The following is a 24,169-nucleotide window of genomic DNA, read 5'->3' on the forward strand; positions in this document are numbered from 1 at the left end:
AGAACAAGGACGTCCAGAAGGCGTCCTTGTTCTATTTATACTTAAAACTCGAAAAAGAAACAGATTAATGCGGCCCATTCTTTTTTAATCCCAGATGCAGATCCAATATTGCTATGGTTTCTGTCCTGTACTGTACCATCATTCTTGATATAGCCAATAACGCTATAATTCCTGTCTTCAATGGTACCATCTTTTTTGACATAACCAATCGTAGAATTATTACGATCCTCAATACGATCAGATCTTACAAATCCAATAACTTGATAATTGGCATTTTCAATGGTACCATCGCTTTTAATGTAACCTACCGTATTCGTAAGCCCATTTCTGATTACGCCATCGCTACTCACTGAAAAACGGGTATTGCCAGTGGTGGTTTTGATCGTCTGCGCATGTACGAATCCGCAGCAAAGTAACATACTGATGGAAAAAAGGATCTTCTTCATAGTATTGGTATTGGGATTGTGGTGTAGATGAATTTAGTTTATTTTAGAGAGACAACTGCTAAATAAAATGCAATGGTCTCCCTATAAATTAATTAAAAAATGGTTGAAACTATTGAAGACAAAGGCTTTTATTGTCATGAATGTGAATTTTAGCATAAAGGTTGTCAATTAGTCTTGTAGCTTATTCGTTAGATAGGTATTACAGTTTTTGACACCGGTAACATTTGTTTTAAGTAGGTTTTTATTACTTTTTCAGTACAAATTCTACTACAACTAAACGACCAATAGTACGGTATGGAATCTTCAGGAAAGAAAGTCAACAATAGTTTTTCTCTAAACCAGATATATTTAACTTACATCCGGATTTTTAATCGCAAACAAATTCATATGCAGCCGTTTGGAGAACAGATTGAAAGAATCAAAAAGAAGCTGAAAATTGCTGATAAAAAAGATAGCGCTCGAAAGGTTTTTGGAGCTACCTCACATAAATATCATATTAATAAGCCGATAGCCGAATCTGTTGTTCGCCAGTTTGAAGATGAGCACCATATCACTTTACCGGCCTGTTATAAAGCTTTCCTGTGCCAGATTGGAAATGGAGGAACTTCCCATCTCCAATCAGCCGCTGGCCCTTTCTACGGCATATATCCGCTGGGAGAAAGTCTGGATGAGCTCTGCGAACCGATGTATTTAAGTCATCCTGTAAAAATATTTCCTTATCTGACAGATGAATACTGGACGGAGCTTACTAAATTGATCGATGATGATAACATCTCCGATGAAGACTTCGATGTCGCCATGGGTAATATGTTCGCAGGCATAATGCCAATAGGAACTCAGGGATGCTCCTATATCCACGGATTGGTCCTGAACGGCCCGCATGCAGGGAAAGTAGTGTACCTTGACCAGGACCGTCAGAAACCTAAATTTACCTTTGAAGATAATTTTCTGGACTGGTATGAACGTTGGCTGAATGAAGTCATTTCCGGAGAGCTGTTAGATGATCGAAAGGGATGGTTTGGATATACGATGGGAGATGATGTGCAAACATTGCTGGAGAAAAACCGCAGTGCAGTAGACGAGGCTATTAAATCGGATTGTCTGGCTGGGATATTGAGCAAAGTTTACATAGATACCGCTCATCTTAAGATCTTCGAAAATGAATATCAATTGGCGACAGAAAACTATAAAAAGGAATGGCTGCAAATCCTGACCAAATTTAGTTACGAGGTGGCTAAGCCTTATCTGGCCACTTACGGTAATCTATTACATGTGTATCAGTTTGTATGCTGGTATGCCAGAGAGAAAAGCGAAGAATGGTTGGAACACATAACGCAGCATATCCATCTTATCACTGATAGAGAAACATTCCGGTTTGCCACCTACCTGCTCGATGAAACGAATATTGATTATGGTCCACTGATTGTTCCTATGACACTTAATGATGATCTGGAAATCCGCCGCTCCGCGTTTTATACTCTGGGAAAGTTGCAGAACAAGGCGACCTATATTTCGGCTTTTATTAATGGGTTGAATGATAGTTCCAGCCAGGTTGTTCACACAACCTTGCAGGCCTTGCAAGATGTGAAAGATAAACGTTTATTGCCGCATTATAAGAAGATAGCAGACCGCGTTCCGCAGGAACCGAATCATGTACTGACTAATCTGGAATGGCGACTAAAAGAACATGGTCTTACTTTGTCAAAAATTAAGAACATGAATTTCTAATAGTGTTGGCAATGATTTATGTAGTACTAAGTGAACATGCCGGCCCAATTATGTTTGAGTCGGCTTATATATTTACTTTTTTATCAGATGCTTATCTATCAGTTGCATCAACTCTTCCTTATAATTCTTGCTCACTGGAATCTTATGAGTACCAATCGTAATTTCATTCCCAGAAAGTGACTGAATCTTATTGACTGCCACTATAAATGACTTTTGTATACGCAGGAATTTTCCGGATGGCAGTTGTTCTTCAACAGATTTCATAGTGGTAAGTGTCAGTATTTTTTTCTGTTGTGTATAGATGGTTACATAGTTCTGACTACCTTCTATAAAAAGGATATCCTGATAAGCTATTTTCTCATAACTATTATTACACTTGACAAAGAAGAATTCTTCCCGCTCGGTACTGGTAGCTTGTTTCGACTGTAGAAACTCCTGGGCGCGATTCACTGCGCGCAGAAAGCGTTCGGGGGTAATGGGTTTCACCAGATAGTCCAGCACATTCAGTTCAAAACCTTCCAACGCAAAGTTGGGATAAGCTGTAGTGATGATGACCAGTGGTTTTGAAGTGAGTCCACGTAGGAAATCAATACCCCGGATTTTCGGCATCTCTATATCGAGGAACATCAGGTCAATTTTCTCCCGGGCCAATACCTGACTGGCCTCCATGGCATTGCTGCAGTGTGCGCTCAGCCTCAGAAAACCAGTGTCCTGTATCAACAATTCGAGCCCCTCCCGGGCCAGTGGTTCATCGTCAACAATAATGCATTTTATGTTCATACTATATCAATGGTGAGCATTACTTTATAATCTGTAGTACCCGGGGTGATGTTTAACTGATAATTTCCTTTATAAATAAGCTCCAGCTGACGTTTTACATTTTCAAGACCTATGCCTCCGGCTGTTGTAGGCTGCAGCAGCGGCTCTGTCGTGTTTTCCACTTGTAGTGTGAAGTTATTATTTTTATAATTCAGGTGTAGCAGTATCTTGTTTTCCTTGTTGGTATTGGCGGATACATATTTAAATGCATTCTCTACAAAGGGAATGAGGAGGAGTGGAGCAATATCAAAATTCCTGACTTCTTCTCCTACCTGATAATCCAGCTGCAGTGATTTGCCTTTGCGTAGTTTTTCTAATTGTACATAATTGTTCAGATAATCAATTTCCCGCTCTATAGGAATAGCAGGCGTGTTGCATTCATATAGCTGATAACGAAGCATGTCTGCAAAGGTTGCCAGGGTATTGGCCGCCATATCCTGATCTTTCTTTATTAATACATAAATGCTATTGATCGCATTAAATAGAAAATGAGGATTCATCTGCGATTTCAGGAATCGCAATTCACTTTCTGTACGTTCCTTCTCTACCGCGCGGTGGTGGCGATCTGTGGCCAGCTTATCTTTTATAACCTTGGCCGCAATAAATACAAAGCAGGTGTAGAAATTAGTCATTGCTATATAAAGGAAGAAATTGAGCCAGTCAATAGTATTACTGGCTTTGGGGCTTTGCGTGGTGATAAGAACAGACTCCGCCCAGGTAATGACAAGTGCAGTAAGCACTAGTAGTCCCACGGATGCCCCGCTAAACCTGAAATATTTTTTCTGGTAGAAATACTTGGGTAGAAGCCAGTAAATAATGGGATATACCAGCAGTGCCTGGAAAAATAACCATACTGCAGTGTTCAGTAGGGCTCCAAGTATCGGTGCATGGTACGTCTTATGACTGGCGTAGGACCAGAACAGCAAATCTGCAGTCCAGAACAATATGTGTATTCCTTTGTATTTGGTAAAAAAGCGCATAACTGGTACAAGGTATTCTGGGTATAACAAAATAGCAATTATAATTGACGAAAGCGACCTTACAATTGACTAAATACATTTTCTGATGATAAAGTAGGTCCAATAGACGCAAACAGTAGCTTTTCCTGCATTTCATCCTGAACTTTCTCTGTTTTGTCAATACGAATTGCTGGATGCCGGTACCTGGTCTTTCTTTGTGCAATCAATCACTAAAAATTAATCCTGTAATATGAAACATCTTATTTCCGCTGTCCGCACATTCATCCTGGCTTTCCTGTTGCTGGGAATGGGATTTAGCCATTCTTTTGCAGCCAGGAACTATTCTTTTGCAGTAAAAAAGGAAGGGCATGGTAAACCAATTATCCTGATTCATGGCTTATACTGTTCAGGAGCCGTATGGGATGAAACTGTTGCGCATTATAAGAATAAATATACCTGCTATGAGCTTACCCTACCTGGATTTGCAGGTCAGCCTCCTTTGAAATCGGATACCATTCTCAAATCTATCGCACACGAATTGGCTGGCTTTATTCGGGATAACAAGCTGGAAAAGCCTGTTATCATAGGTCATAGTTTGGGTGGATGGCTGGCTATGCAGTTTGGTATCATGTATCCGGAGCTTCCAGGAAAACTGGTATGTGTAAGCACAGGTCCGTTCCTGCCTGCATTCATGCTGGGAACAAATGCTACCGCCGATAGCGCTCGCCCAATGGCATTACAGATGAAGGAAAGAATGTCGTCTCTCAGCAGCGACCAAATTCGAAATGCGCAACGCTACATGCTAAGTAGTATGATCTCTGATACCGCCAATATTCGTAAAGTGATGGAGATGGCAGCGCTCTGCGATTCTTACACGCAAGGAGAGGTAATGTACGAACTGTATACCACCGACTTACGTCAACAATTGAATACTATTACCTGTCCTATTCTTGCACTGGGGGATTGGTCTGCTTATAAGGATTATGGCAGTACCCGCAACAGTGTACTGGAAAACTATAAATCCCAGTATCAAAAGGCGCCACAAACAGTAATTGCAATCAATGATGTAGCCAAACATTTCATTATGATGGATCAGCCAGGATGGTTCTTTGAACAACTGGATGCATTCCTCAAGTAAACATAATTGGGTACGTGATCAGTCCAACAATAACTGATAAAGGGTTTAAAGATTAAAAATACGCTTTCGTATAAACGCAAAAAGAAACCGCAGCTAACAGCTACGGTTTCTTTTTGTGTTTATGTCCTTCAAAGTTGCGCTTTGTTTTCTTTATTGAAGGTATCAGTACTTGCTGTCTTTTCGGTGCTTGAATATCTGCCTGGCCATTTTAGTGAAATGCTTTTCATTTCGCCGCTTATCCGCTTTACTTGTTAGGAAATGGTCTTGCTCACGTAATAGTTTCAGATAGCTGCGGTATACCGTTTCAGGCAATGTACCGTTTTGTACAGCTGCTACGATGGCGCACCCTGGCTCATGTTGATGGGTGCAATCGGCAAACCGGCATTTTGGCGCCAGCTCATCTATGAGTGGGTGATATATGCCTGCGCTTTCGTTCTCTCCTGTAAGGCCAAACTCGCGCATTCCCGGTGTATCGATGATCATGCTGCCATTAGGAAGCAGTACGAGGTGCCTGGCGGTGGTGGTATGTTTTCCCTTGTTGTTGGCAGTGCTGGTAGCTCCTTCTTCCTGCAGCTTGTAACCTAACAGACTGTTAAGCATTGTACTTTTGCCTACGCCTGATGATCCCAGCAAAATATAAGTGTGCCGGGGTAGAAGATATTGGCTCGTCCATGCTGCCTGCTGCGCCTGATCCAGCGCGCTGGTGAGTACCACCGGACAATTATATCCCAGTTCCATCACCGCTTGCCGGTAAGTTTCCGGATCGGGTACGAGATCGGACTTATTGAGAATAACAACAGGCTGAATATTGCATTGTATAACCTGTTGAAGGTAACGTTGCAAACGCATAAGATTGTAATTATGATCGAGCCCCTGCACGATAAGTGCGGTGTCGATGTTCGCAGCAAGTACCTGGCGCGTGCTTTGCGTACCCGGGGCTTTGCGACTAAGCTCGTTGATGCGCGGCAACGTATCGATGATGATACATTCCTCCTCATAACGTTTCACCAGTACCCAGTCACCTGTTTTGGGATAGGCTTCAGGTTCACGGCTGTTGATAAGTGCTCCTGAAAGCTGCCCTTCCAGGGCGCCCGTTTCAGTGATCAGAAGATGTTTAAATCCTTGTATAGACAGAACTCTCGCAGGTTCGAGGTGCTGAGATATATTTGTTTCGAAATGATGCATAAAATGCTCATTCCAACCGTACAACTGTAGTGTAGGCATGGTATAACAAATGTTGTCTTGCATATGCGAATAGGCATAGCAAGTCAGTTCCAATAAATTTATTGAATACATTCAACGCAGGTAGCCGGAGAATATTAAAGCGGAAACGCTTTGTGGGCCTGCGTTAGGCAACAATGATCGGCAAGAGATGATATGTTGATTGGCGTGTCATAGACTACAAAGGTAGGGAAATATTGATAAGCTTTACCCGAAAAAAGAAAGGTACCCAGAACTGGGACCGTATCTTATTAATTTTCAGTTCTTTTCTGCGGATACGAGCCTCCTATGAGCCACGTATTTTTACGTGATTGTGCCGCGCCTTTTGAGCCTGATGGAATATATGGGATATTTACATTGACTTTTCCCTCTTTTTTCAAAAAAAGAAAAAAGTCTCCGTTTTTCTGAAATGCTATTGAACTATTTTAAAATAGTGTTGTTCTTTTACCGAACTTGATAATTTTGCGTATATACAGATAGATACCTAACTATTTTAAATATTTAACCACCAAATTATTATAACCATTTCCTAAAGAAGTATTGTCGTTATAGTGTACTCGTTGTATTTACTCCATTCCTTACTGGTATGAAATGGGCTGATTATTGACTCAGGTAGTACCTGTTCGGTTTGTTATTTGTTTCAGTCTTAAAAATATTGCTAAGATGGCTGATTTAAATGCCAAATTTAATGGCTCGTATCTTAATAGTGCAAATTCATATATTAATATTGATGCCGACCTGGCTGATAAGTATAACAAAGGCCCCAATAAATATATGCCATTGTTAATTGATCCTAATGTACCAATGAATCTGGCGAATATCAAGGCACACATGCAGAAACGTATGGATACCTTTAAGAGCCGGGTCAACCTGAATGAGCTGTACTTTGCAGGAATTACGGACGAAGAAATCATCGCTAATGAGAAAAGTAAAGCTCCTCCAATTATTGTAATGTCGTCCGGCCGCGCAGATTGGATAAAAATAGCATTGCAGAATGGCCAGAATGCTATTGACGCGTTAGGCGGGAAATACACAGGTATAGTAACTGATGAATTGATTTTTATAAATGGCCCCGTACCCTTTTATTTTCCTAAAAGATATACTGGTGAAAGTGCGAAAAGAAACTTTTACATATTTGTTCATCAGACAGAATACGAATGGTACGCCAATGAACTTGCTGGATTTGGCATTACTGTAATCGGGTGGAATACACAAAGAGACAATCTGCAAGCTGATAAAGATTATGATGTATGCCTTGGATTTGGTATGAGCAGATACGCAGTCTTTCAGTTCTTCAAAGACTTCTTTAAGTTGCCCGGTAGCCCTTCACATAAAAAAATCTGGATGCTGGATGATAATCTTTGTCATATAAAAGGATTTCCCGGATTTAGTACTTGTGAAAACCGAAATCAAAATGCTGGTGTCGGATTTTGGGTGGCGAATAATCTTTGTGCGCAACAGTTTTTTACCACGATGGGGAGTAAGGCCCAGGGAAAAAGCATAGAAGACGAATTCACAAACCTGGCCGTGGATAAACCAACTTTTATACAACAGGGAATGCTGTGGAATTTTGCACAGATTGCAGATGAGTTAAGTTTTAGTCCCTATTTCATCGCTTCAAATGAGGATATCACCTTTGGCAGAATGCTGAAGAAATATAATCCCAGCAATTCCTATACAATCTCTGGTACAACTATTCTTAAATGTCAGACGCCTGCCGCACCTTCAGATGCTGTTATAGATCCGGGATTTGTCATTCATAAAAATCAAAAGGACGTAATTTATTTGTGTCTTTCTGATCCATCGAATAAAAACAATTTGCAAGTGCTGAACACTAAAACAAAGGTTGCCAAGGAATTATTTGAATTCATGGGTGATATTGACATTGATGTTCGGTCGAAAGAAACACAATCGCTTTCCTTTGTTAAATCTGGAGAACAAATTGTAAGAACGGGCATGCACCAAACTGGCGCCGACATATTTGATGCCGTTCCTGAGGGATGCTTTATTACATCCGGCACTTTCTATATCTACAGGTATGCATCTACTATTGCTCCATCCAATTCTTAACTAATACTTTATGTCTATAAACGACCTGGTAGCAAATCTAAGAAATCAGGCTACTGCTAAAGGAAGTATTACGCTGGATAATACCATATTGTCCGATGATCAGCTCACGGCTATCCGGGCATCATTTGGCCTGTCTGCTTCAGCAAACATCACAGTGAATGCAATGCAGCCATCAAGTATTCCGGACCCTACAGGTAACAGCATAACAATCAATGCGGGAAATGCTGATCTGCTGAACCAGACGGGTATTGCTGTTAAGTCACTCAGTTTTACTGTGGGTACCAGTATTGATTTTATCCTGAACTTGCAGATGGCTGACCAGTGGAAATGGACGGACAGCTTTCCTAAACTAACCCCTTTTCCTTTTAATAAAATTAGCTGTAGCGCTACTTACTTCGTATATACCACTAAGGCCGTAGATACCTTCCCGTTATGGTCTGCGAGTAATGATGATTCCATCCCACTGGCAACAGGACTTAACCTGGGTACTAAACTTTCGCTGCAGGCTTTGTCAAAGCTCCCGGCCATATTTGGCACTATCAATACGGATGTAAAGGCGGCCGGCCCTATAGTCAATAACAGCGCATATCCATATCCTGTTATGATGCTAACCGCCAAGTTGCTGGATAGCTTCTCTTTATTTGGCTCTTTAACTATCAGCGACCTTGTTTATATTGTTCAGATAACGGAACCGCAACATCTGGTACAAGAAGTGATTTCCGCAGTAGGAGCCACTGTCGGGGATATGCAAATCCTGTTAGATATCAACCAAAGCACGGAAATGCTAAGGGTTACAGGTAAATCCGTGAACGGAAATGAAACTTTGGGGAGCCTTTCAAGTGGCACATTAGGACAAGCTGTATTGCCTGCTGGTACAAACTTTAATGACTTTGTTCCATCCACATTCAACAATGTATTCGATTCGATTACGTTTAATGGATTTTATATCGCTGCAACGCTGGGAGCCCAGAAAAGTATAGACAGAGTGATTTTCTCCATAGGACAGAAAAGTAATACGCATATTAATCTTGGTGCATTCGATCTGACAAATTTCCTCCTAAACGTAGCCTGGACAAATCCACGAGGGGCAAGCCCGACAATAAATGTGAGATTTTCGGCAAGTGGAATGATCCCATTAAAAACCTTCACAGCCCCCCTGAACTTTAATATCGTTGTAGCTAAAAATGGCTCATGGGCTATTCAATCAATTGAAGCGGATTATCCTGGTATTATTAATCTTGCTGATATTATCCAGGAGGTAGCTCCAGGTACACAAATACCTGATGAACTTAAGGGTCTTAGATTTGGCGAATTCCTGTTAAAGGCAGATGTGGCATCGAAGGACTATACCTTATCGCTGCATGGATATTGGGACTTGACGATTATGTCTGCAATCGTTTCAAGTAAATATTATTTATTATTAAACAGCACTAACGGAAAAACTACTTTTGAATTACAGGCCGGATTCAATGTCGGAGATAGTTCCGTAGGTGCAGATATTACGCTCGGCCAACAATTTACCTTCACAGGTGAAGCAGATAATATTTCTTTATCCGATCTCCTGACCAGTATGTTCGGTGTATTGGGCATTGATCTTTCTGGTCTACCCGAAATTATGCTGAACACACTGAAGATAGACTATCATAAAACAGTAGCTGATCTGATAAGTGTAGACGCAAATCTCACATTTGGAAACAATTATACCGGTGTATTTTCATTAGTGGCAAAAAAGAATGCCACAGACTGGCAATTCATCGCCTATGCAGGTCTGGGAGCCAATAATCCTATTGATATAGGAGCGCTGCTTCCGTTAATTGGCAATGACATCAAAGGTGAATTTGAAATCAAAGATGGGTTCTTTATCATCACGTCAAAGACGATAGGAGATCTCACCCTGTCTGCAAAGCCTGGACTAACCGTTAAACCAGGCATTTCACTCGGATTCGATGTCGTCCTGGCTGGCTCTGATCAGCAACTGGTGCAGCAAATCCTTTCCTATCCTGACGCGCAGGAACAAAACAATGCTGTTTATTATATCGCAGCTGATGGAGCTCTGATAAGATCTAATGTTGATGACACTAGCAATGATGCAAATCAGACTGGGAATGTACATTCCTTCACCATCAATAAACAGATCGGGCCAATACTTTTCAAGAGTATCGGTATTAAGTACGCAGATTTCACTATTAGTGCAGCATTAGATGTCAGCATGAATATTGGCCCGCTTGGAGCTTCGCTGGATGGGCTCTCTGCAGGGATAGCATTAAAAGACGATTATAAACCGGTATTCGGGCTGAATGGCTTGGGCATTGCCTATGCAACTCCTGCACTCACCATTGAAGGGGCATTGATAAGATTACCAGATAGCCAGCTGAGTGAAGGAATTAAATTTCAGTTCGACGGCGTATTAATTGTAGAAGCAGAGCAGTTTGGCCTTTCGGCCCTTGGCTCATATGCGCAGAAGACAGACAATACACCTTCCTTTTTCCTTTTTGTAGATATAAATGCTGTCCTGGGAGGCCCGCCACCGTTAATCTTTACAGGATTAATGGGAGGATTGGGGATCAACAGAAATTTGTTGATGCCTAAATTTGATGAGGTACAGGATTTTCCGTTGCTGGCAATAGGTGCGCCGCAATCTGGCAGCCCTAAAGATATTGCCATGCGTACCTTACAAATTCTGGAAGGAGAAATCGCAGGTAATAGCGGAAAAACAGAGGTCTGGATACCTCCAAAATCAGGGGATTACTGGTTGGCTGCTGGTGTCAAATTTACCATCGCAGATATCATATCAGGAGAATTACTATTGGCCGCTGAATTTGGAAATCAACTGCAATTTGCCGTACTGGGACTGGCTTCCCTCAGCCTCCCTCAAAATGTAAGTATCGACAGCGCATTTGTATTCGTAGAACTACAAATGGAAGCCGTATTCCAGCCATTAGATGGGTTCCTGGGCGTCGCTGCCAGTCTTACCAATAATTCATTTGTTCTAACGAAAGACTGTCATCTTACCGGAGGGTTTGCCTTTAATCTCTGGTTTGGCAGCAATCCCAATGCCGGCCAGTTTGTAGTGACTGCCGGCGGGTATCACCCTGCTTTTTCAATTCCTGATTACTATCCGAAAGTACAGCGATTAGGTTTCAGCTGGCGTGTATCCGGCGATGTGTCCATTAAAGGAGGGTCTTACTTTGCCATTACGCCTTCTTGTGCAATGGGAGGTGGTGGCCTTGAAGTACTGTACCAGAGCGGACCTGTTAAAGCCTGGTTTACAGCTCAGGCAGACCTGATAGTTGCCTGGCATCCGTTTTCTTTTAATGCCACACTCAGAATTGAAATAGGCGCATCCGTAAGAGTAAGCGTCTGGTTTGTGCATAAAACAGTTACCGTGCACCTGGGGGCCGACCTTGAACTATGGGGCACTCCACTCGGAGGAAAAGTAAAAGTACATATTGTAATAGTTACCGTAACGATACATTTTGGTTCCAGTGGCGCAGATGATCCTAACAAAGAGGCAATAAGCTGGTCGGAATTGAAACAGATGTTGCCTAAGCCGGAAGATATACTGAAGTCGGTAGCCAATACTGGCGTTTCTTCCATGCTACGAAGAGATAAAGGCAGCGGGCAAATTGTTTTTAATGATAACAACTCCAGTAATACTACTCCTGTATGGATTGTTAGGTCAGGCTCTTTTGCATTTAACACACAAAGCGTAATCCCTGCCAGCAGTCTGCAATATGGCAGTAGTGGTAGTAAAAGTGCCAGTGGACCAACGATTAATATACGTCCAATGTTTAAAAGCGGAATTACATCCGTACATCAGGTAAGCATTACCCAGGGGAGTGCAAATGGTCCTGAAGTAGATGTAAGTGACTGGTCTTTTAATCCTGTAACAGATAATCTGGCGGCCAACTTATGGGGAACCCTCATCAAAGACAACAGTGGAGATTATGTACAACGCCCGGCAAAACCCTCCGCAGATGTGGTAGGAGGGCTGCTTACCGGATATGCAGTCCAAGTACCGGGGCCAGATCCCGGAACTACATTTGGGTTAATCGATATGACACTGCTACAGGAAGAATACCTGGCAAATAATGCTGCCAATCCACTGAATACCAGTGAGCCCAGATCCGCTGATTATTTACCAGCAACAAGCAGTACAACTATCAGCGACATAGGGGGGATAGCTACTACGCTTAAATCCTCCAGAGATTCTATCTATGATGTACTCAAAAATAGTGGCCTCTATTCCGGTGATAATGATACTATGAGCGATATGGGGGCTAATGCAACAAATTTATTTACCAGCGTACCAATGGAACAATCATAAATACTATGATCACAAAACTGGATATCAGTGGAGACATTCCGGCCGGAGATCTTCAACTGTTCGACCATTATGTTCCGGCATTAGAAGGGGGGAGTCATTTTATTCATATCACACAAACACTCAAAGATGGAACGAGTGATGTGAATACAGATCCTATTAATTCCGTACAGGAATTTGTAGTAGTTGCGCCGCAGTTTTCTATCGATACCCCTCAGGTGATTAACCGATATCCTCCCGCCGGAACTACAGGTTTGTATGGGGAAGTACTACCGCATATAGTACTTAAAGATCCTTTCCTCCCATGGGAAAGAGATATGAAGGCAAAAGGAACGCCCTGGCTGGCACTGATGGTATTTCAGGAAGATGAATTAACTGACGGAGAGGATCCTGAAGTTAAATCTTCGGCCACCACTGTAGGTACTTTTATGCAGCAGCCCGCCCCTGTGCTGGTTCCTGGTATTTCAGTAGAAGCTGATATTCCTACTACCGCACCCTGTAGGTTTATCAATATTCCTGTGGCTGTATTCCAGCAACATGCACCTTATCTGAATGAGTTACCGTTCTTATCCCATCTCCGCAAAATCAACACCGGTGACCGTCCAATTATGGGGTTAAATGAGCATGGCTTGTTTTCTGTTGTTGCCTCCAACAGGTTTGCTGCTGCTCCAACCTCCGCGACGGTTAAGACAGTAAAAAATATCGTTCACCTGGTATCACTGGAAGGACTACACGATTATCTTCAACCAAATGCGAATTTTGGAAATTATACAAGCGTCTCGCTGATTACTTTGGATAGCTGGGCCTTCTATTCGCTTCCCGATCTCAAAGAAGATTTCAGGGCGTTGGTGTTGAACTTGGTAGCGCAAGAAACCAGTCAGGGAAATATAGACCCTACACTGCTATGGTTAAAATTACCTTCCATAAGCACGGGAGCAGATAATGCATTACAGGAAGTGAGTAAACGAATAAACGATGGATATGTGCCGATAGCATATCATACTAGAACTGGGGAAAATACATTTGCATGGTATAGAGGTCCGTTAACCCCTCTGCTGCCTCAACCGAATATTCCGGACAATCCATATCCCAACTCAGATGCAGCGCTGATATTCGACAAAACGCGTGGCATCTTTGACGTATCGCTTGCTGCAGCATGGGAAACAGGGCGCTCAGCGGCACTCGCAGACGCCAAATTCGAACAGTCGCTGATTGGTCTGCGGAAAAACGTCAGCAGAAAGGCGGATGAATTATACTATCGTTCTGTTTCCCCTCATTTCAAGAATATCACGGATACCATGCAGTCAGGTTTTCTGGACTTCATGACTGCATCACAGTTAGAACGAATTAAGGCAATTGCGGATAAACCTGCTGCCGTACAGGCGCCTAGTGTCGCCCCAAAAGATAGAATAATATCTGTTCAGACTTATAAAGAAACCATCTCCTCACTTGCAGCGCAAGAGCAATTGGGACAGTTGATTAATAAAGAGTCGGATCCATTATCCGACTGGGTTTCCCAGTTAATGCTCTTATACAAACTTCCTTTTGACTGTCTCGTGCCCGATGAGCGTTTGCTGCCTAATGAATCTTTACGCTTCTTTTATCTGGATAAAAACTGGTTGAATGCAGCCGCAGATGGTGCTATGAGCCTTGGCCTGGAATCTTCTAAAGCTGTTTTTTTCAATGAACAGATAAGAAAACAGGTGATAGAAGATGCAAAGAAAAAAGTAGCCGTAATAAGAGCAAGATTATTAAAAAAGGCATCCATAAATGATACTACTCCCGAGGTAATGAGTGGCATGTTACTGCGGTCTGCCTTAGTAACCGGCTGGCCAAATCTAGAGATCAAGCCCAAAGACGAAGCCGGTAAACCTGTTAGTATTCTGAGGATAGATCATCCCGCCCCTGATATACTACTTATAATCTTTACTGGTGTGCCGGCAACTGTGGAACTAAGTGAGCCCAGAGAATCGTTAGGTTTTGGAGTAGATGATGATGGAATGATTGTATTAAGAAACGTATCCTCTTCGGGTACGATAGGAGCACAGATAGGTACCCTGAAAATTCGTGATCTCAGCGGCGCTCAACAGTACTGTATGCGGGCGGCAAACAGTAGGGTGCTGAACATCCGTCCGGATGATTCCAATGGGTTGATTCAAACTATTACAAAAGCCTTGCAACAGCAGATCAGCTTGCAAAACAATACGCTTACATCTTCCACTTTCGCCATTCAGTTGATCAAATCCGCAGAAGCGATCGTTTTTAAAAGTCAGGGAAATTAAAAATAGTTTATGAGCACACCAGCTATGGTGCCTATGGCACTTGATGTATTGCTGAGCAATAATACTTTAATGACGCGTGATGAAGCGCTGTTCAGAACCTGGAAGTTTTCATACGATCTCTTGGGCGATGATACTTTCCATTCTCCGGAAGCACAGGCCTTTGATGCGGATATCACTGGTATCATGCAAACAGGGGCCTGGTTACATTGGACGCTGCCAAGAGCGCTGCGCTCCGGTAGCATGGATAATGGAACAGATTTTCCTTTAGTACCCAATCGATGGCTGATAGTAAGAGTACACAGAGATACCCAGGGGAATAATATATCCAAAGCATGGGTGCAGGAAAGTGATTGCCCTAATTCTTCTACTAAAACATCCTCCAGCTATATGATAACAAAGGAGGTAAGAGATTATTATAAAAATAGTGCAGACCCCAACAGAAACCACCATCCTTTCTCCTCCTTAAGTGATGATGCCGCCAACAATTGTTATACTGCTAATATGGGCTTTCAGTCAGACCTGAGTGCATGGTCTGAAAAAGCCGCCGATTTTCAATTTCTTACGGCAGTAGCACCCGGTAACGTAGATTCAAGTGGCTATATTTATAACAATCTTGGCATTTTCTCTTTTCATGATGATCTGACAGATGCTCCATCACAAACTACGCTCAGCTATTTCGTTTGCGGCTGGTATTCAAATGCAGGATCGGAAATTATAAAAGTAAACGGGTTTACGGGTGGAACTACTATAGGAGATGTGCTGGCATCGCTCAACTGGACCATCGCGAATAACGACGCCCCTGGCGCCATAGATAGCACCTTCTATACCGGAATGTCTTTTGGCCTTAACTGGGATAATACCAGCGGCAGCTCCGTACCATTGCCGGATGAACTGGAAGCCAATAACTATGCGGAACACATGAGGGTAACTATTGCCAATAACAGCATTGACGCCTTCAGTACACTGATTGGCACCCAGCTGCAAGGGGCCGAATATAGAAATGTTGTTGAATTGCTACGTGCTTTTCAATACGACATGCTACCCCAAATGAATGAACCAGATGGCGCCGCCGCTGTTAAGGAGCGAATACGAAACGAATGGTTCAATTCAAAATTTGGAGGGACGCGTTGGGAAATCGTGCCTGATAGCAATAATAGTGGACAACAGCAGGATGGAACTTTAACTGACACGGAGAAGACATGGTTGTCACAACTCAATATAAACCAACGTCAGCTGGACAAAGCACTGGAGAAACTCTATTCTCTGCAATTCAATCTGAATGCTGCCTGGTGGAAATATGGATACATGAATGCCGTTAGCCAACAGATGGCAAATAATAATACAGGTATTACCGCCGACCAGATAAAACCGCATCTTGACCCAACCACTTCAGATGGAGAACTTCGTAAAGTATTGGATCAGCTAGCGGTAGTAAACGGCTTACTGAGTACAGTTCCTCAGCCGGCAACAGATCCTGGGTTGAGCCCTGAAGATGCCTATAACCTCGGTGTACAAAGATTCGCGGTAAATCATGTAGGAACTGGTAAGATATTAAAGTCGGTGAATATGCCTCGTTACTGGCTTGCTGCCAATCCCAGCGTATTGGTTTCAGGCGTGGCCCCCGACCCGCTTGCCGATCCAGATACCAGTATCGAGATTCGCCTGTCCTCCCACCTCATTAACTCCATCAAATTAGGTGGACACCAATTTAATCTGCAGGACCTTACATTTATGATGCCTGCACTGAGTAATATGAGTGCCGTTCCGGCTGCGATACAGCCACTTTATCAGGAGTTTTTCCTACTGGACCCCGCCAATGCAGGCCTCCTTGCCGGCAAAGCAGGTATTAGTTCGGATGAAGCTAAGCAGGAAATGAGTTCGCATAACAGTAGCGTATATACGCAAGGGGTATTGCCGGATATTTTACTTGACATGTGGATGCAGAAATGGAATCCCATGTATATCGAATATGAGATCAAGTATTTACCAGTTCCTTTTGAATATAAAGTACAGAACACCACCTATCGGAATTGGACTTTTAACGGTACCGATTATGATATGAAGGCGAACCTGCAAGGTCTTAATGCTGGATCTTCAGTGAAAGGAAGATCGCTGCTGAGCCCACATGCACAGTTTACTTTCGGAGCCAGACTAAAAGCCTTTATTGATCAATACGGTGACCAGGGCGGGCCATTCAGTGATATCTATAACCAGATTAATGATATTGATAAATGGCGATTCCTTACACAAGAGCTGGTCGATTTTAATGAATACCTGCTACAACGCGACAAGCGGGCCTACAGAAGACCTTCCTTCGAAACATTTAGCTATAACTCCGCCACACTTACTTTTGCCAAAGTAATTGGTTACCCAGATACTACCTCCAATCCACCTTATGATACCCCCAGCTATGGGCAAGGTGCAGTAAATTCATTTCCGGACGTGAAAATAGGCGGAGTTAGCGATTTCCCTTTTCACGCCATACGCAGTGGACAGTGTTACTTCTATCAATTGACGGTATTTGATAAATTCGGAAGAATACTGGAGCTGATAATGCCACAAGGCGCCGGCGTCCATAATTACAACAGTTATCCTATGGTGGTGGATGACGCACTGGCCGTAAATAATAAGCTATCCGCAGACTCCTCGGTGGAATCGCCATGGCAGTTACCCCCACGGTTATTACAGCCTTCGAGATTAAATATGGAATGGGTGGATTATAAAAACGATACCGCCGTCCTTAACCTGGCTGCTGATGTAAATCCTGTTTGCGGCTGGATACTATCGAACCACCTGGACAAATCCGTGATGGTATTTTTGCCGGATGGGACTAATGCCGGAGAAATAGCATTACGGCAAAACGGACAGACAGCAGTACCATCTTATATTGCACCGCCGCATAATGATATCAGTAGTGTAGATCAGATTACTGCCGCCTCGTCGCACCTGGGTGCTTTTATCTCTGCTATGTTAACCAAAACGGCGGATGAGTTTCGTGTGTTCATTAACGCTATAGATGCTACACTTTGGACCACGGACCCTTTAGGAAACAGGACAGATCAGAACCTGAGTCTGCTCATAGGCCGTCCGTTGGCATTGGCCCGGGCCAGCCTCCAATTTGAGCTGGATGGTTTGCCGATAACGTCCTGCGACTGGCCGGCTCCTGTTAGCGCAGCGCCTGTCGATCCTAATATTCCTGATTTTACCACCTCTCCGTTCAGTATCCGCTTGGGCGATCAAGGTTCGCCTGCCGACGGCGTCATCGGCTATTTTGAAGATCAGCAATATGACCAGTTTAATTGCGTGGTGGCACCAGAGGAAAGCCAGTCTTATGTGAAGCAAATCGGACCATTGCAACAGGCAGATGGTAATTATTTGCAACTCGCATTCAATAGCCCTGTCAAATATATTACGCTACTGGTAGACCCACGGGCAAGCATACACGCGTTTACAGGTATTCTGCCAATAAAAGAACTGATAGTTCCAACACAGTTCGTAGATACGCCGCTATCGTCAATGGAAGTTACATTCACTGTTGGACCATTGTTGACCAGGTTAGGACCTAATAAGGACGCACAAACAGTTACGGTGTTGGCTATTGGAATTAATCATCTGCCTATTGCTGAAAATAACGGTGTATGGAGCTGGTGGGAGAAGTCATTGGCAGGAGGGACCTCATGGCAGGGATATGGCCTGAATGTGGCGCCTGTTAATGCGCAGATATCCTTGACACCGCCAGTTATACGAGAAGGATTACTGCAGTTCGTCACCAATTTATCTACTGATAAACAATAGTCATTATGCAAAAGGACGATGCTTCCACATTGCTTAAATATGATATCAGCACAGATCCTGCAACTGTAAATATCAGTGGTGATAATAACCCGGATACGGCCAAAATTATTATACAGGTGAAAGCTGATACAAATGTTCTTTGCAAATATATTTCCATTCAGGTGCCTGTTGGACCAGACGCTACAGATATGTATAGCGTAAATCCACTTCCAAATTCATCCAGTGATAATTCAGACTGGGTACCCACCAATGACTTTGTGCCGGGTATGGGTAATGATAATAGTGGTAATGACTCTACTTTCTTATATAAACATACTAATGATGGCTATACGGTAGATTCAGATGTTACTTTCACTATTAATGGTACAGTTAATGACGAGGCAGGTACTGCACAAATAATGATAAGAGAAATTTCTGCAACAGTTGATGATGGCACCTATCAAATAAGACCCATGACACATAATATTACCAAGGTTGCAACACAAGATACATTCTATCTGAATAGTGCTGTAGTTGCTTATTTAGACACCCCTGGAGTTCCTGTCGCATTGCTGGACAGAAACCGGGGATTTCAGTTAAACTGGCAAAGTAATGGAAGCGATTTTAAACTGTTCATTGGAGGAACGGGTGGGCAGCCAATAGATCTGGGTACCCAAAGCTTTTATCAGGTTAGTGCCGGTTTAACTAGTGATACCACTTACATTATCCAGGCACAAAAGGATAGTGACTACCTGAATCTTGAATACACTGTCAGTATTAATGCCCCCGATGCCGGATTTACCAGCCTGTCTGCTAATACATTTACAGACTTATCTCAGGGAAGTACAAAAATATTAGGTAGCCAGCATATCCTTGCTCAGGGTGGTCAGGTAGATACAGCATATTGGCACGCAACCAGTGATGGTTTTGTTATCGCAAGTATATACCCGATATTTTCATCTGATCTAGGGATTACAAATGAAATCACACTGGCCACCATTATCACAGGAACTAACTCCTTTACTATTTCCTGCATCGCAGATAATTTAGGCCAGGCCTATAATAGCCTCTCTATTCCAGTAAAACAGGGAGATGTTTTTTCCTATTTATGTGGCACTTCAAGTGGAGAGCCCGGGATGACTACAACATTCATTTGGGTTGGCTTAGGTACTGGAATGCCTACCACTACAGTTGGAAGTGAAAGCGATAAACAGCTTGTTCAAAAAGCTAAAAATGATATGAATGCCTACTTCAGTAAGCGGAAACAAAAGGCAGAAGATTTTATTACGGCCTTTGAAACGGCCTTTGAGAAGACGCTTCAGCCAGCAGCCAAAGAACAATTAATCAAAAAATTGCTATAGCAAATCGTTGTTGCATGGAAAATAAAGATCAGGATGCTGCTACCTTACTACAATATACCATCTCCACAAACCCCTCCCCGGTAAACATAAGTAGTAGTACTAATGCAGTGACTGCTCAAATTATCATACAGGTAGCCGCAGACCAGGATGTTTTGTGTAAATACATCTCAATAGCTATACCAGTGGGAGATGACAGCGATGATATGTATTTAATCAGTCCGATTCCGACGTCCTCTTCTGATAATGATGACTGGGAGATAAGTGCTGATATTATTCATGGGATGAATGATGACGACGGCAACACACAGAATTTTTTATATAAACATACCAGCGATGATATGACAGTCAGCACTGGCATTACTTTCACCATTGATGGTACTGTTAATAGCGTAAGCGGAACGGCCACCATTCAAATAAAAGAATATTCTATGGGTTTAGATGATGATAACTATATGATAAGACAAAAATCACAAGATATCAGCAAAGCCGCACAGGAAACATTTTTCCTTAACAGTGTAGTGCTGGAGTATATTGATACGCCAGGTGTACCGGTAGGTTTAATAGATAAGTCAAGAGGAGTGCAACTGACATGGCAAAGTAATGGTGATTACTTTAAGGTGTATGCAGGATCCAGCCCAAGCCCGGTATATGAAGGGGAAGGGCAGTCATATGTTATGCCAAATGGATTAACAACAGATCTTGCGGTAATAGTAGAAGCAGATAAAGGTGGAGATGTGTTGTATCAGGAATATGTGATAAAAGTAAACTCCCCAACATTAGAAGTCAGCCGATTAGATGTGGATGGCCCCCTAATGGTAAACGGCATAGCCTATTTTGGCAACAATCCATTGTCTAACGGCCCTGTCAGTATATTTAACAACAGCCATATTTTCTATCAGGGTGCTAATCCCCCCGCTGTTTATTATACACCCACATCGGATGGTTTTGTAACTATTCAGGTTACTTCACACAGTCTTCCCCAAGCGGGTTTGATACAGGCACAAATATTTGTCTCACCAAATACTAGCTATATGGTGTCCACTTTTGCTTCATTAGTAAGTACAACAAGCAATTCTTTGACGTTGCCTGTTCAGATGGGTGTACAATTCTGGATAGAGACAGGGGTAGTGAACGGAGCCAATACTTCATGGGAATTTCAATATAGTTGGGTGGCACTTGGACAGGGAGATATTAAGTCTACAAGTATGAATAGGTCGGAAGAAGCAGCTGAAAAAAGCACTGATAAAATAGATAGAGAGATAAAGGCATATCAGTATGCACAAAAACAAAAGGCGGCAGAATTTATCACTGCGCTTGAAAAAGCGTTTGATAAAGTCTTGACAAACGATGCAAAAGAAGAACTAATTGAAAAATATCTGTAAGAAAGATTACATTTTTAATTCCTCAATAATATCCCCAAAATAAGCATCATGAATAAAGATCAGTTACAACCACCCTTACTCAGTTATGATGTAAAAACTAAACCGACGAATATTACCATTAGTCAAAGTAATAACCCTTCTCAGGCAGACATACTGGTGACCATACTTCCCAATGCGGATGTTAAGTGTCAGTACCTTTCGGTATTAGTACCCCTTGGAGAGCAAAGCAGCGACTTGTTTTCCAAAGATCCGACGCCTGGAGGCAAGAGCAGTAATACTGACTGGGTGCCCAGCAACGCGAATGTTGTGGGCATGGGGCAGGATGCCGGAAATGATTATCAGACATATCTTTTTAAACATTCTGCTGATGATATGACGGTGGATTCGGCAGTTACCATAACTGTATCAGGAACAGTAAACCAGAAAACCGGAAAGGCTTCCATTGAAGTGAGAGAAATGTCATGTGAGCAGGCAGAAAGTCAATTTGTAGTCCGGGGAAAAGCTTATGACATCTCGAAAAATGGCGACCAAGCGTTCTTTCTGAATAACGTAGTAATGATTTATACAGATACTCCCGGTAGCCCTGCACCTTTCCTGGATAGAAACAGGCCCCTGCAACTTCAGTGGCAAAGTAACGGGCAGTATTATCGTGTATACGACGGTTCCCAGACAGGTCCCGTGAGCGAGGGCACAAACCCCTGGTACAATATTCAAGGAGGACTAACTGCCGACACTACTTTCATCATAGAGGCTACCGCCGGTCAACAGACTTTATATCAGGAATATGTGGCGCAGGTAAATACGCCGGATGTCTCTGTTGGTCATATTACTGCTGACAATGTTACGGGTATGTACGGATATTTTGTCAATAATTTGAATGCCCCTGGAACATCAACTATTGCTGACGCACAGATTATAAAATTGACCGCCACTGGATCCATTGATCTAACTGGAGGAAATGTTTCTGCATTCGGAAGTAAATTAAAACTGGCATCCAATCAGTATATCCCAACTACACTTTATCGGGCGATGTCAGACGGATTTGTTATAGCAACAATTGAAGCTACATTTACCTCACAGGACATAGGTAGCGTATATCTCGCTACTATTATCTCTGAAAATCAAAGTTACTACGCATCTGGCGATCGTACCACATTCGGACAAAGTTGCAATACCGTTACTGTCCCTGTTCACAAAGATGGTGTTTTCTCTATTGCAGCAGACAGGCAAGATGGCGCCAGCAACAACGTAAGTGGAAAAGCGACTTTCTACTGGATTGGATTCGGAAATGGAATGCCAGAAAAAGTGACACAGAAAAACGAAGACACACAGCTCTCTGAAAATCTGAAAGCTGACTACAAGGCACATCAGAATGCCCGCCAGTTAAAAGCATTAAACTTTGTCTCACTGTTAGAAAAGGCTTTTGAAAAACCATTGCAGGATAAGACAAAAGAAGAACTGATCGAAAATCTATTAAAGTTATAACTATGGCAAATCCCCCAATTGTTGATATACCATTGTTGAAATATGCGACCAGCACAGATCCTGATACTTTGGTCATCAATGATCCTCTCGATCCTCAAAGATCCAAAGTAATAATTGAGATCCCTGCTACTCCCGGTATAAAATGTAAAGTGATTAGTGTATCCATTCCCGTTGGTGATTCATCTGATACACTTTTTTCCCTGCAAACACTACCATCATGCGGTGTGAATAATACTGACTGGGCACTAAGCAGTAATAATCTCATAGGTCATCTAAGTGGTATGAATGAGGACCAGCCAGACAATGCGGAAAACTTTCTGATTGAACATATGTCTGATGATAAAACGGTTAATACACCTGTTACCATTACCATTGAAGGTTCGATAAATGGCGTTATTGGAACGGCTGTTGTTAAAGTGACAGAACTATCCACCACGGCTGATAATGAGACTTATCAAGTCAGGGAGTATTACAAGGAGCTTACCAAAGCAGGTAAGCCGGCTTTCTACCTGAATAGTTTTGTAGCATTGAATCCTGATATCTCCGGCCATCCGGTGTCAGCAATACCAAAGATGAAACCATTTCAGATGGAATGGCAAAGCAATGGCGATACCTTCCGGATTTTCATGGATGGGAGTACAGCACCGCTTACCACCACCTCCAATAAATATTATCCTTTTCCAAGAGGGCTGACAAGAGATGCCAATTTTATTTTAGAAGCCAGTAAGAATGGCAAGATTTTATATCAGCAATTGTCAGTAACCTGCGCAGATAGCGATTTTAACGGCGGTTATATTCATGCTGCCGGCGATGTTACCATAGAAGGGTATACGAACTTTAATGGGCAACTGACGATGCACCAGCCGATGACCTGCAATGGTACTTCTACTTTTCATGAAACAATGTATGTTGATAAACTACAGATCAATGACACAGCAATGGCAGTACAAAAGCTTACCTGTGCAAGAGGTCTGGAAGTCAGCCAGGAAACGAAGCTGCAGTCCACCACCATCAGTGGAAACCTAACCGTAACGGGACATATAACCGCAAATGGTGGTGTAAACAGATCGGCTGACAAGGAAACATGGACTGCTCCCCAAAAGTTGGATAAAAAAATTAAGTATTTTGGAACTGAGCTCGGTATTTTACCGGGCTCATTCCATTTAGATTTAGTCTGATT

Annotated in this window: 14 protein-coding genes; 10 read left to right on the forward strand and 4 right to left on the reverse strand. The window is 42.6% G+C overall.

The window, feature by feature from the left end; translation table 11 throughout:
• Nucleotides 1-41: 41 nt before the first annotated feature.
• The gene (locus tag CLV59_RS12225; protein WP_111592309.1) at nucleotides 42-446 is read right to left on the reverse strand and encodes a 5-fold beta-flower protein; all 405 of its coding nucleotides are present in this window, start codon (nucleotides 444-446) and stop codon (nucleotides 42-44) included.
• A gap of 387 nt (nucleotides 447-833) precedes the next feature.
• Between CLV59_RS12225 and CLV59_RS12230 the strand changes: the two genes are divergently transcribed.
• Nucleotides 834-2,174 (forward strand): SMI1/KNR4 family protein, encoded by a 1,341-nt coding sequence (locus CLV59_RS12230; protein WP_111592310.1) that lies wholly within the window; start codon nucleotides 834-836, stop codon nucleotides 2,172-2,174.
• A 72-nt stretch (nucleotides 2,175-2,246) separates the two neighbouring features.
• Here the strand turns inward: CLV59_RS12230 and CLV59_RS12235 are convergent, their stop codons facing one another.
• Both CLV59_RS12235 and CLV59_RS12240 read right to left on the reverse strand, forming a co-directional pair.
• The gene (locus CLV59_RS12235) at nucleotides 2,247-2,954 is read right to left on the reverse strand and encodes a LytR/AlgR family response regulator transcription factor (protein ID WP_111592311.1); all 708 of its coding nucleotides are present in this window, start codon (nucleotides 2,952-2,954) and stop codon (nucleotides 2,247-2,249) included.
• The gene (locus CLV59_RS12240; protein ID WP_111592312.1) at nucleotides 2,951-3,973 is read right to left on the reverse strand and encodes a sensor histidine kinase; all 1,023 of its coding nucleotides are present in this window, start codon (nucleotides 3,971-3,973) and stop codon (nucleotides 2,951-2,953) included. Before CLV59_RS12240 ends, CLV59_RS12235 begins: the two co-directional genes overlap by 4 nt.
• Nucleotides 3,974-4,202: 229 nt before the next feature.
• Between CLV59_RS12240 and CLV59_RS12245 the strand changes: the two genes are divergently transcribed.
• Nucleotides 4,203-5,090, forward strand: a complete 888-nt coding sequence (locus tag CLV59_RS12245; protein ID WP_111592313.1) for an alpha/beta fold hydrolase — start codon at nucleotides 4,203-4,205, stop codon at nucleotides 5,088-5,090.
• A gap of 162 nt (nucleotides 5,091-5,252) precedes the next feature.
• Here CLV59_RS12245 and rsgA read toward each other — a convergent pair whose 3' ends face one another.
• Nucleotides 5,253-6,314, reverse strand: a complete 1,062-nt coding sequence (rsgA, locus tag CLV59_RS12250; protein WP_111592347.1) for a ribosome small subunit-dependent GTPase A — start codon at nucleotides 6,312-6,314, stop codon at nucleotides 5,253-5,255.
• A 660-nt stretch (nucleotides 6,315-6,974) separates the two neighbouring features.
• On the opposite strand from rsgA, the gene CLV59_RS12255 reads away from it, so the two are divergent.
• Genes CLV59_RS12255 through CLV59_RS12290 form a run of 8 tightly spaced genes read left to right on the forward strand, consistent with a single transcriptional unit; the run spans nucleotide 6,975 to nucleotide 24,167 of the window.
• Nucleotides 6,975-8,381: a hypothetical protein gene (locus CLV59_RS12255; RefSeq protein ID WP_111592314.1), complete on the forward strand. Its 1,407-nt coding sequence runs from the start codon at nucleotides 6,975-6,977 to the stop codon at nucleotides 8,379-8,381.
• A 10-nt stretch (nucleotides 8,382-8,391) separates the two neighbouring features.
• Nucleotides 8,392-12,708 (forward strand): DUF6603 domain-containing protein, encoded by a 4,317-nt coding sequence (locus CLV59_RS12260; RefSeq protein WP_111592315.1) that lies wholly within the window; start codon nucleotides 8,392-8,394, stop codon nucleotides 12,706-12,708.
• A gap of 5 nt (nucleotides 12,709-12,713) precedes the next feature.
• Nucleotides 12,714-14,987 (forward strand): hypothetical protein, encoded by a 2,274-nt coding sequence (locus CLV59_RS12265; protein ID WP_111592316.1) that lies wholly within the window; start codon nucleotides 12,714-12,716, stop codon nucleotides 14,985-14,987.
• Nucleotides 14,988-14,996: 9 nt separating this feature from the next.
• Nucleotides 14,997-18,782: a hypothetical protein gene (locus CLV59_RS12270; RefSeq protein ID WP_111592317.1), complete on the forward strand. Its 3,786-nt coding sequence runs from the start codon at nucleotides 14,997-14,999 to the stop codon at nucleotides 18,780-18,782.
• A gap of 5 nt (nucleotides 18,783-18,787) precedes the next feature.
• A complete protein-coding gene (locus CLV59_RS12275; RefSeq protein WP_111592318.1) occupies nucleotides 18,788-20,122 on the forward strand; it encodes a hypothetical protein in 1,335 nt (444 codons plus the stop codon).
• Nucleotides 20,123-20,136: 14 nt separating this feature from the next.
• Nucleotides 20,137-21,504, forward strand: coding sequence for a hypothetical protein (locus CLV59_RS12280; protein ID WP_111592319.1), 1,368 nt, complete (start codon nucleotides 20,137-20,139; stop codon nucleotides 21,502-21,504).
• 48 nt (nucleotides 21,505-21,552) lie between these two features.
• Nucleotides 21,553-22,989: a hypothetical protein gene (locus CLV59_RS12285; RefSeq protein WP_111592320.1), complete on the forward strand. Its 1,437-nt coding sequence runs from the start codon at nucleotides 21,553-21,555 to the stop codon at nucleotides 22,987-22,989.
• A 2-nt stretch (nucleotides 22,990-22,991) separates the two neighbouring features.
• Entirely contained in the window at nucleotides 22,992-24,167 is a 1,176-nt protein-coding gene (locus CLV59_RS12290) for a hypothetical protein (RefSeq protein WP_111592321.1), read from the forward strand.
• The last annotated feature ends 2 nt before the right edge of the window (nucleotides 24,168-24,169 follow it).

The organism is Chitinophaga dinghuensis (genome assembly GCF_003259435.1).
GTDB classification, from domain to species: Bacteria; Bacteroidota; Bacteroidia; order Chitinophagales; family Chitinophagaceae; genus Chitinophaga; species Chitinophaga dinghuensis.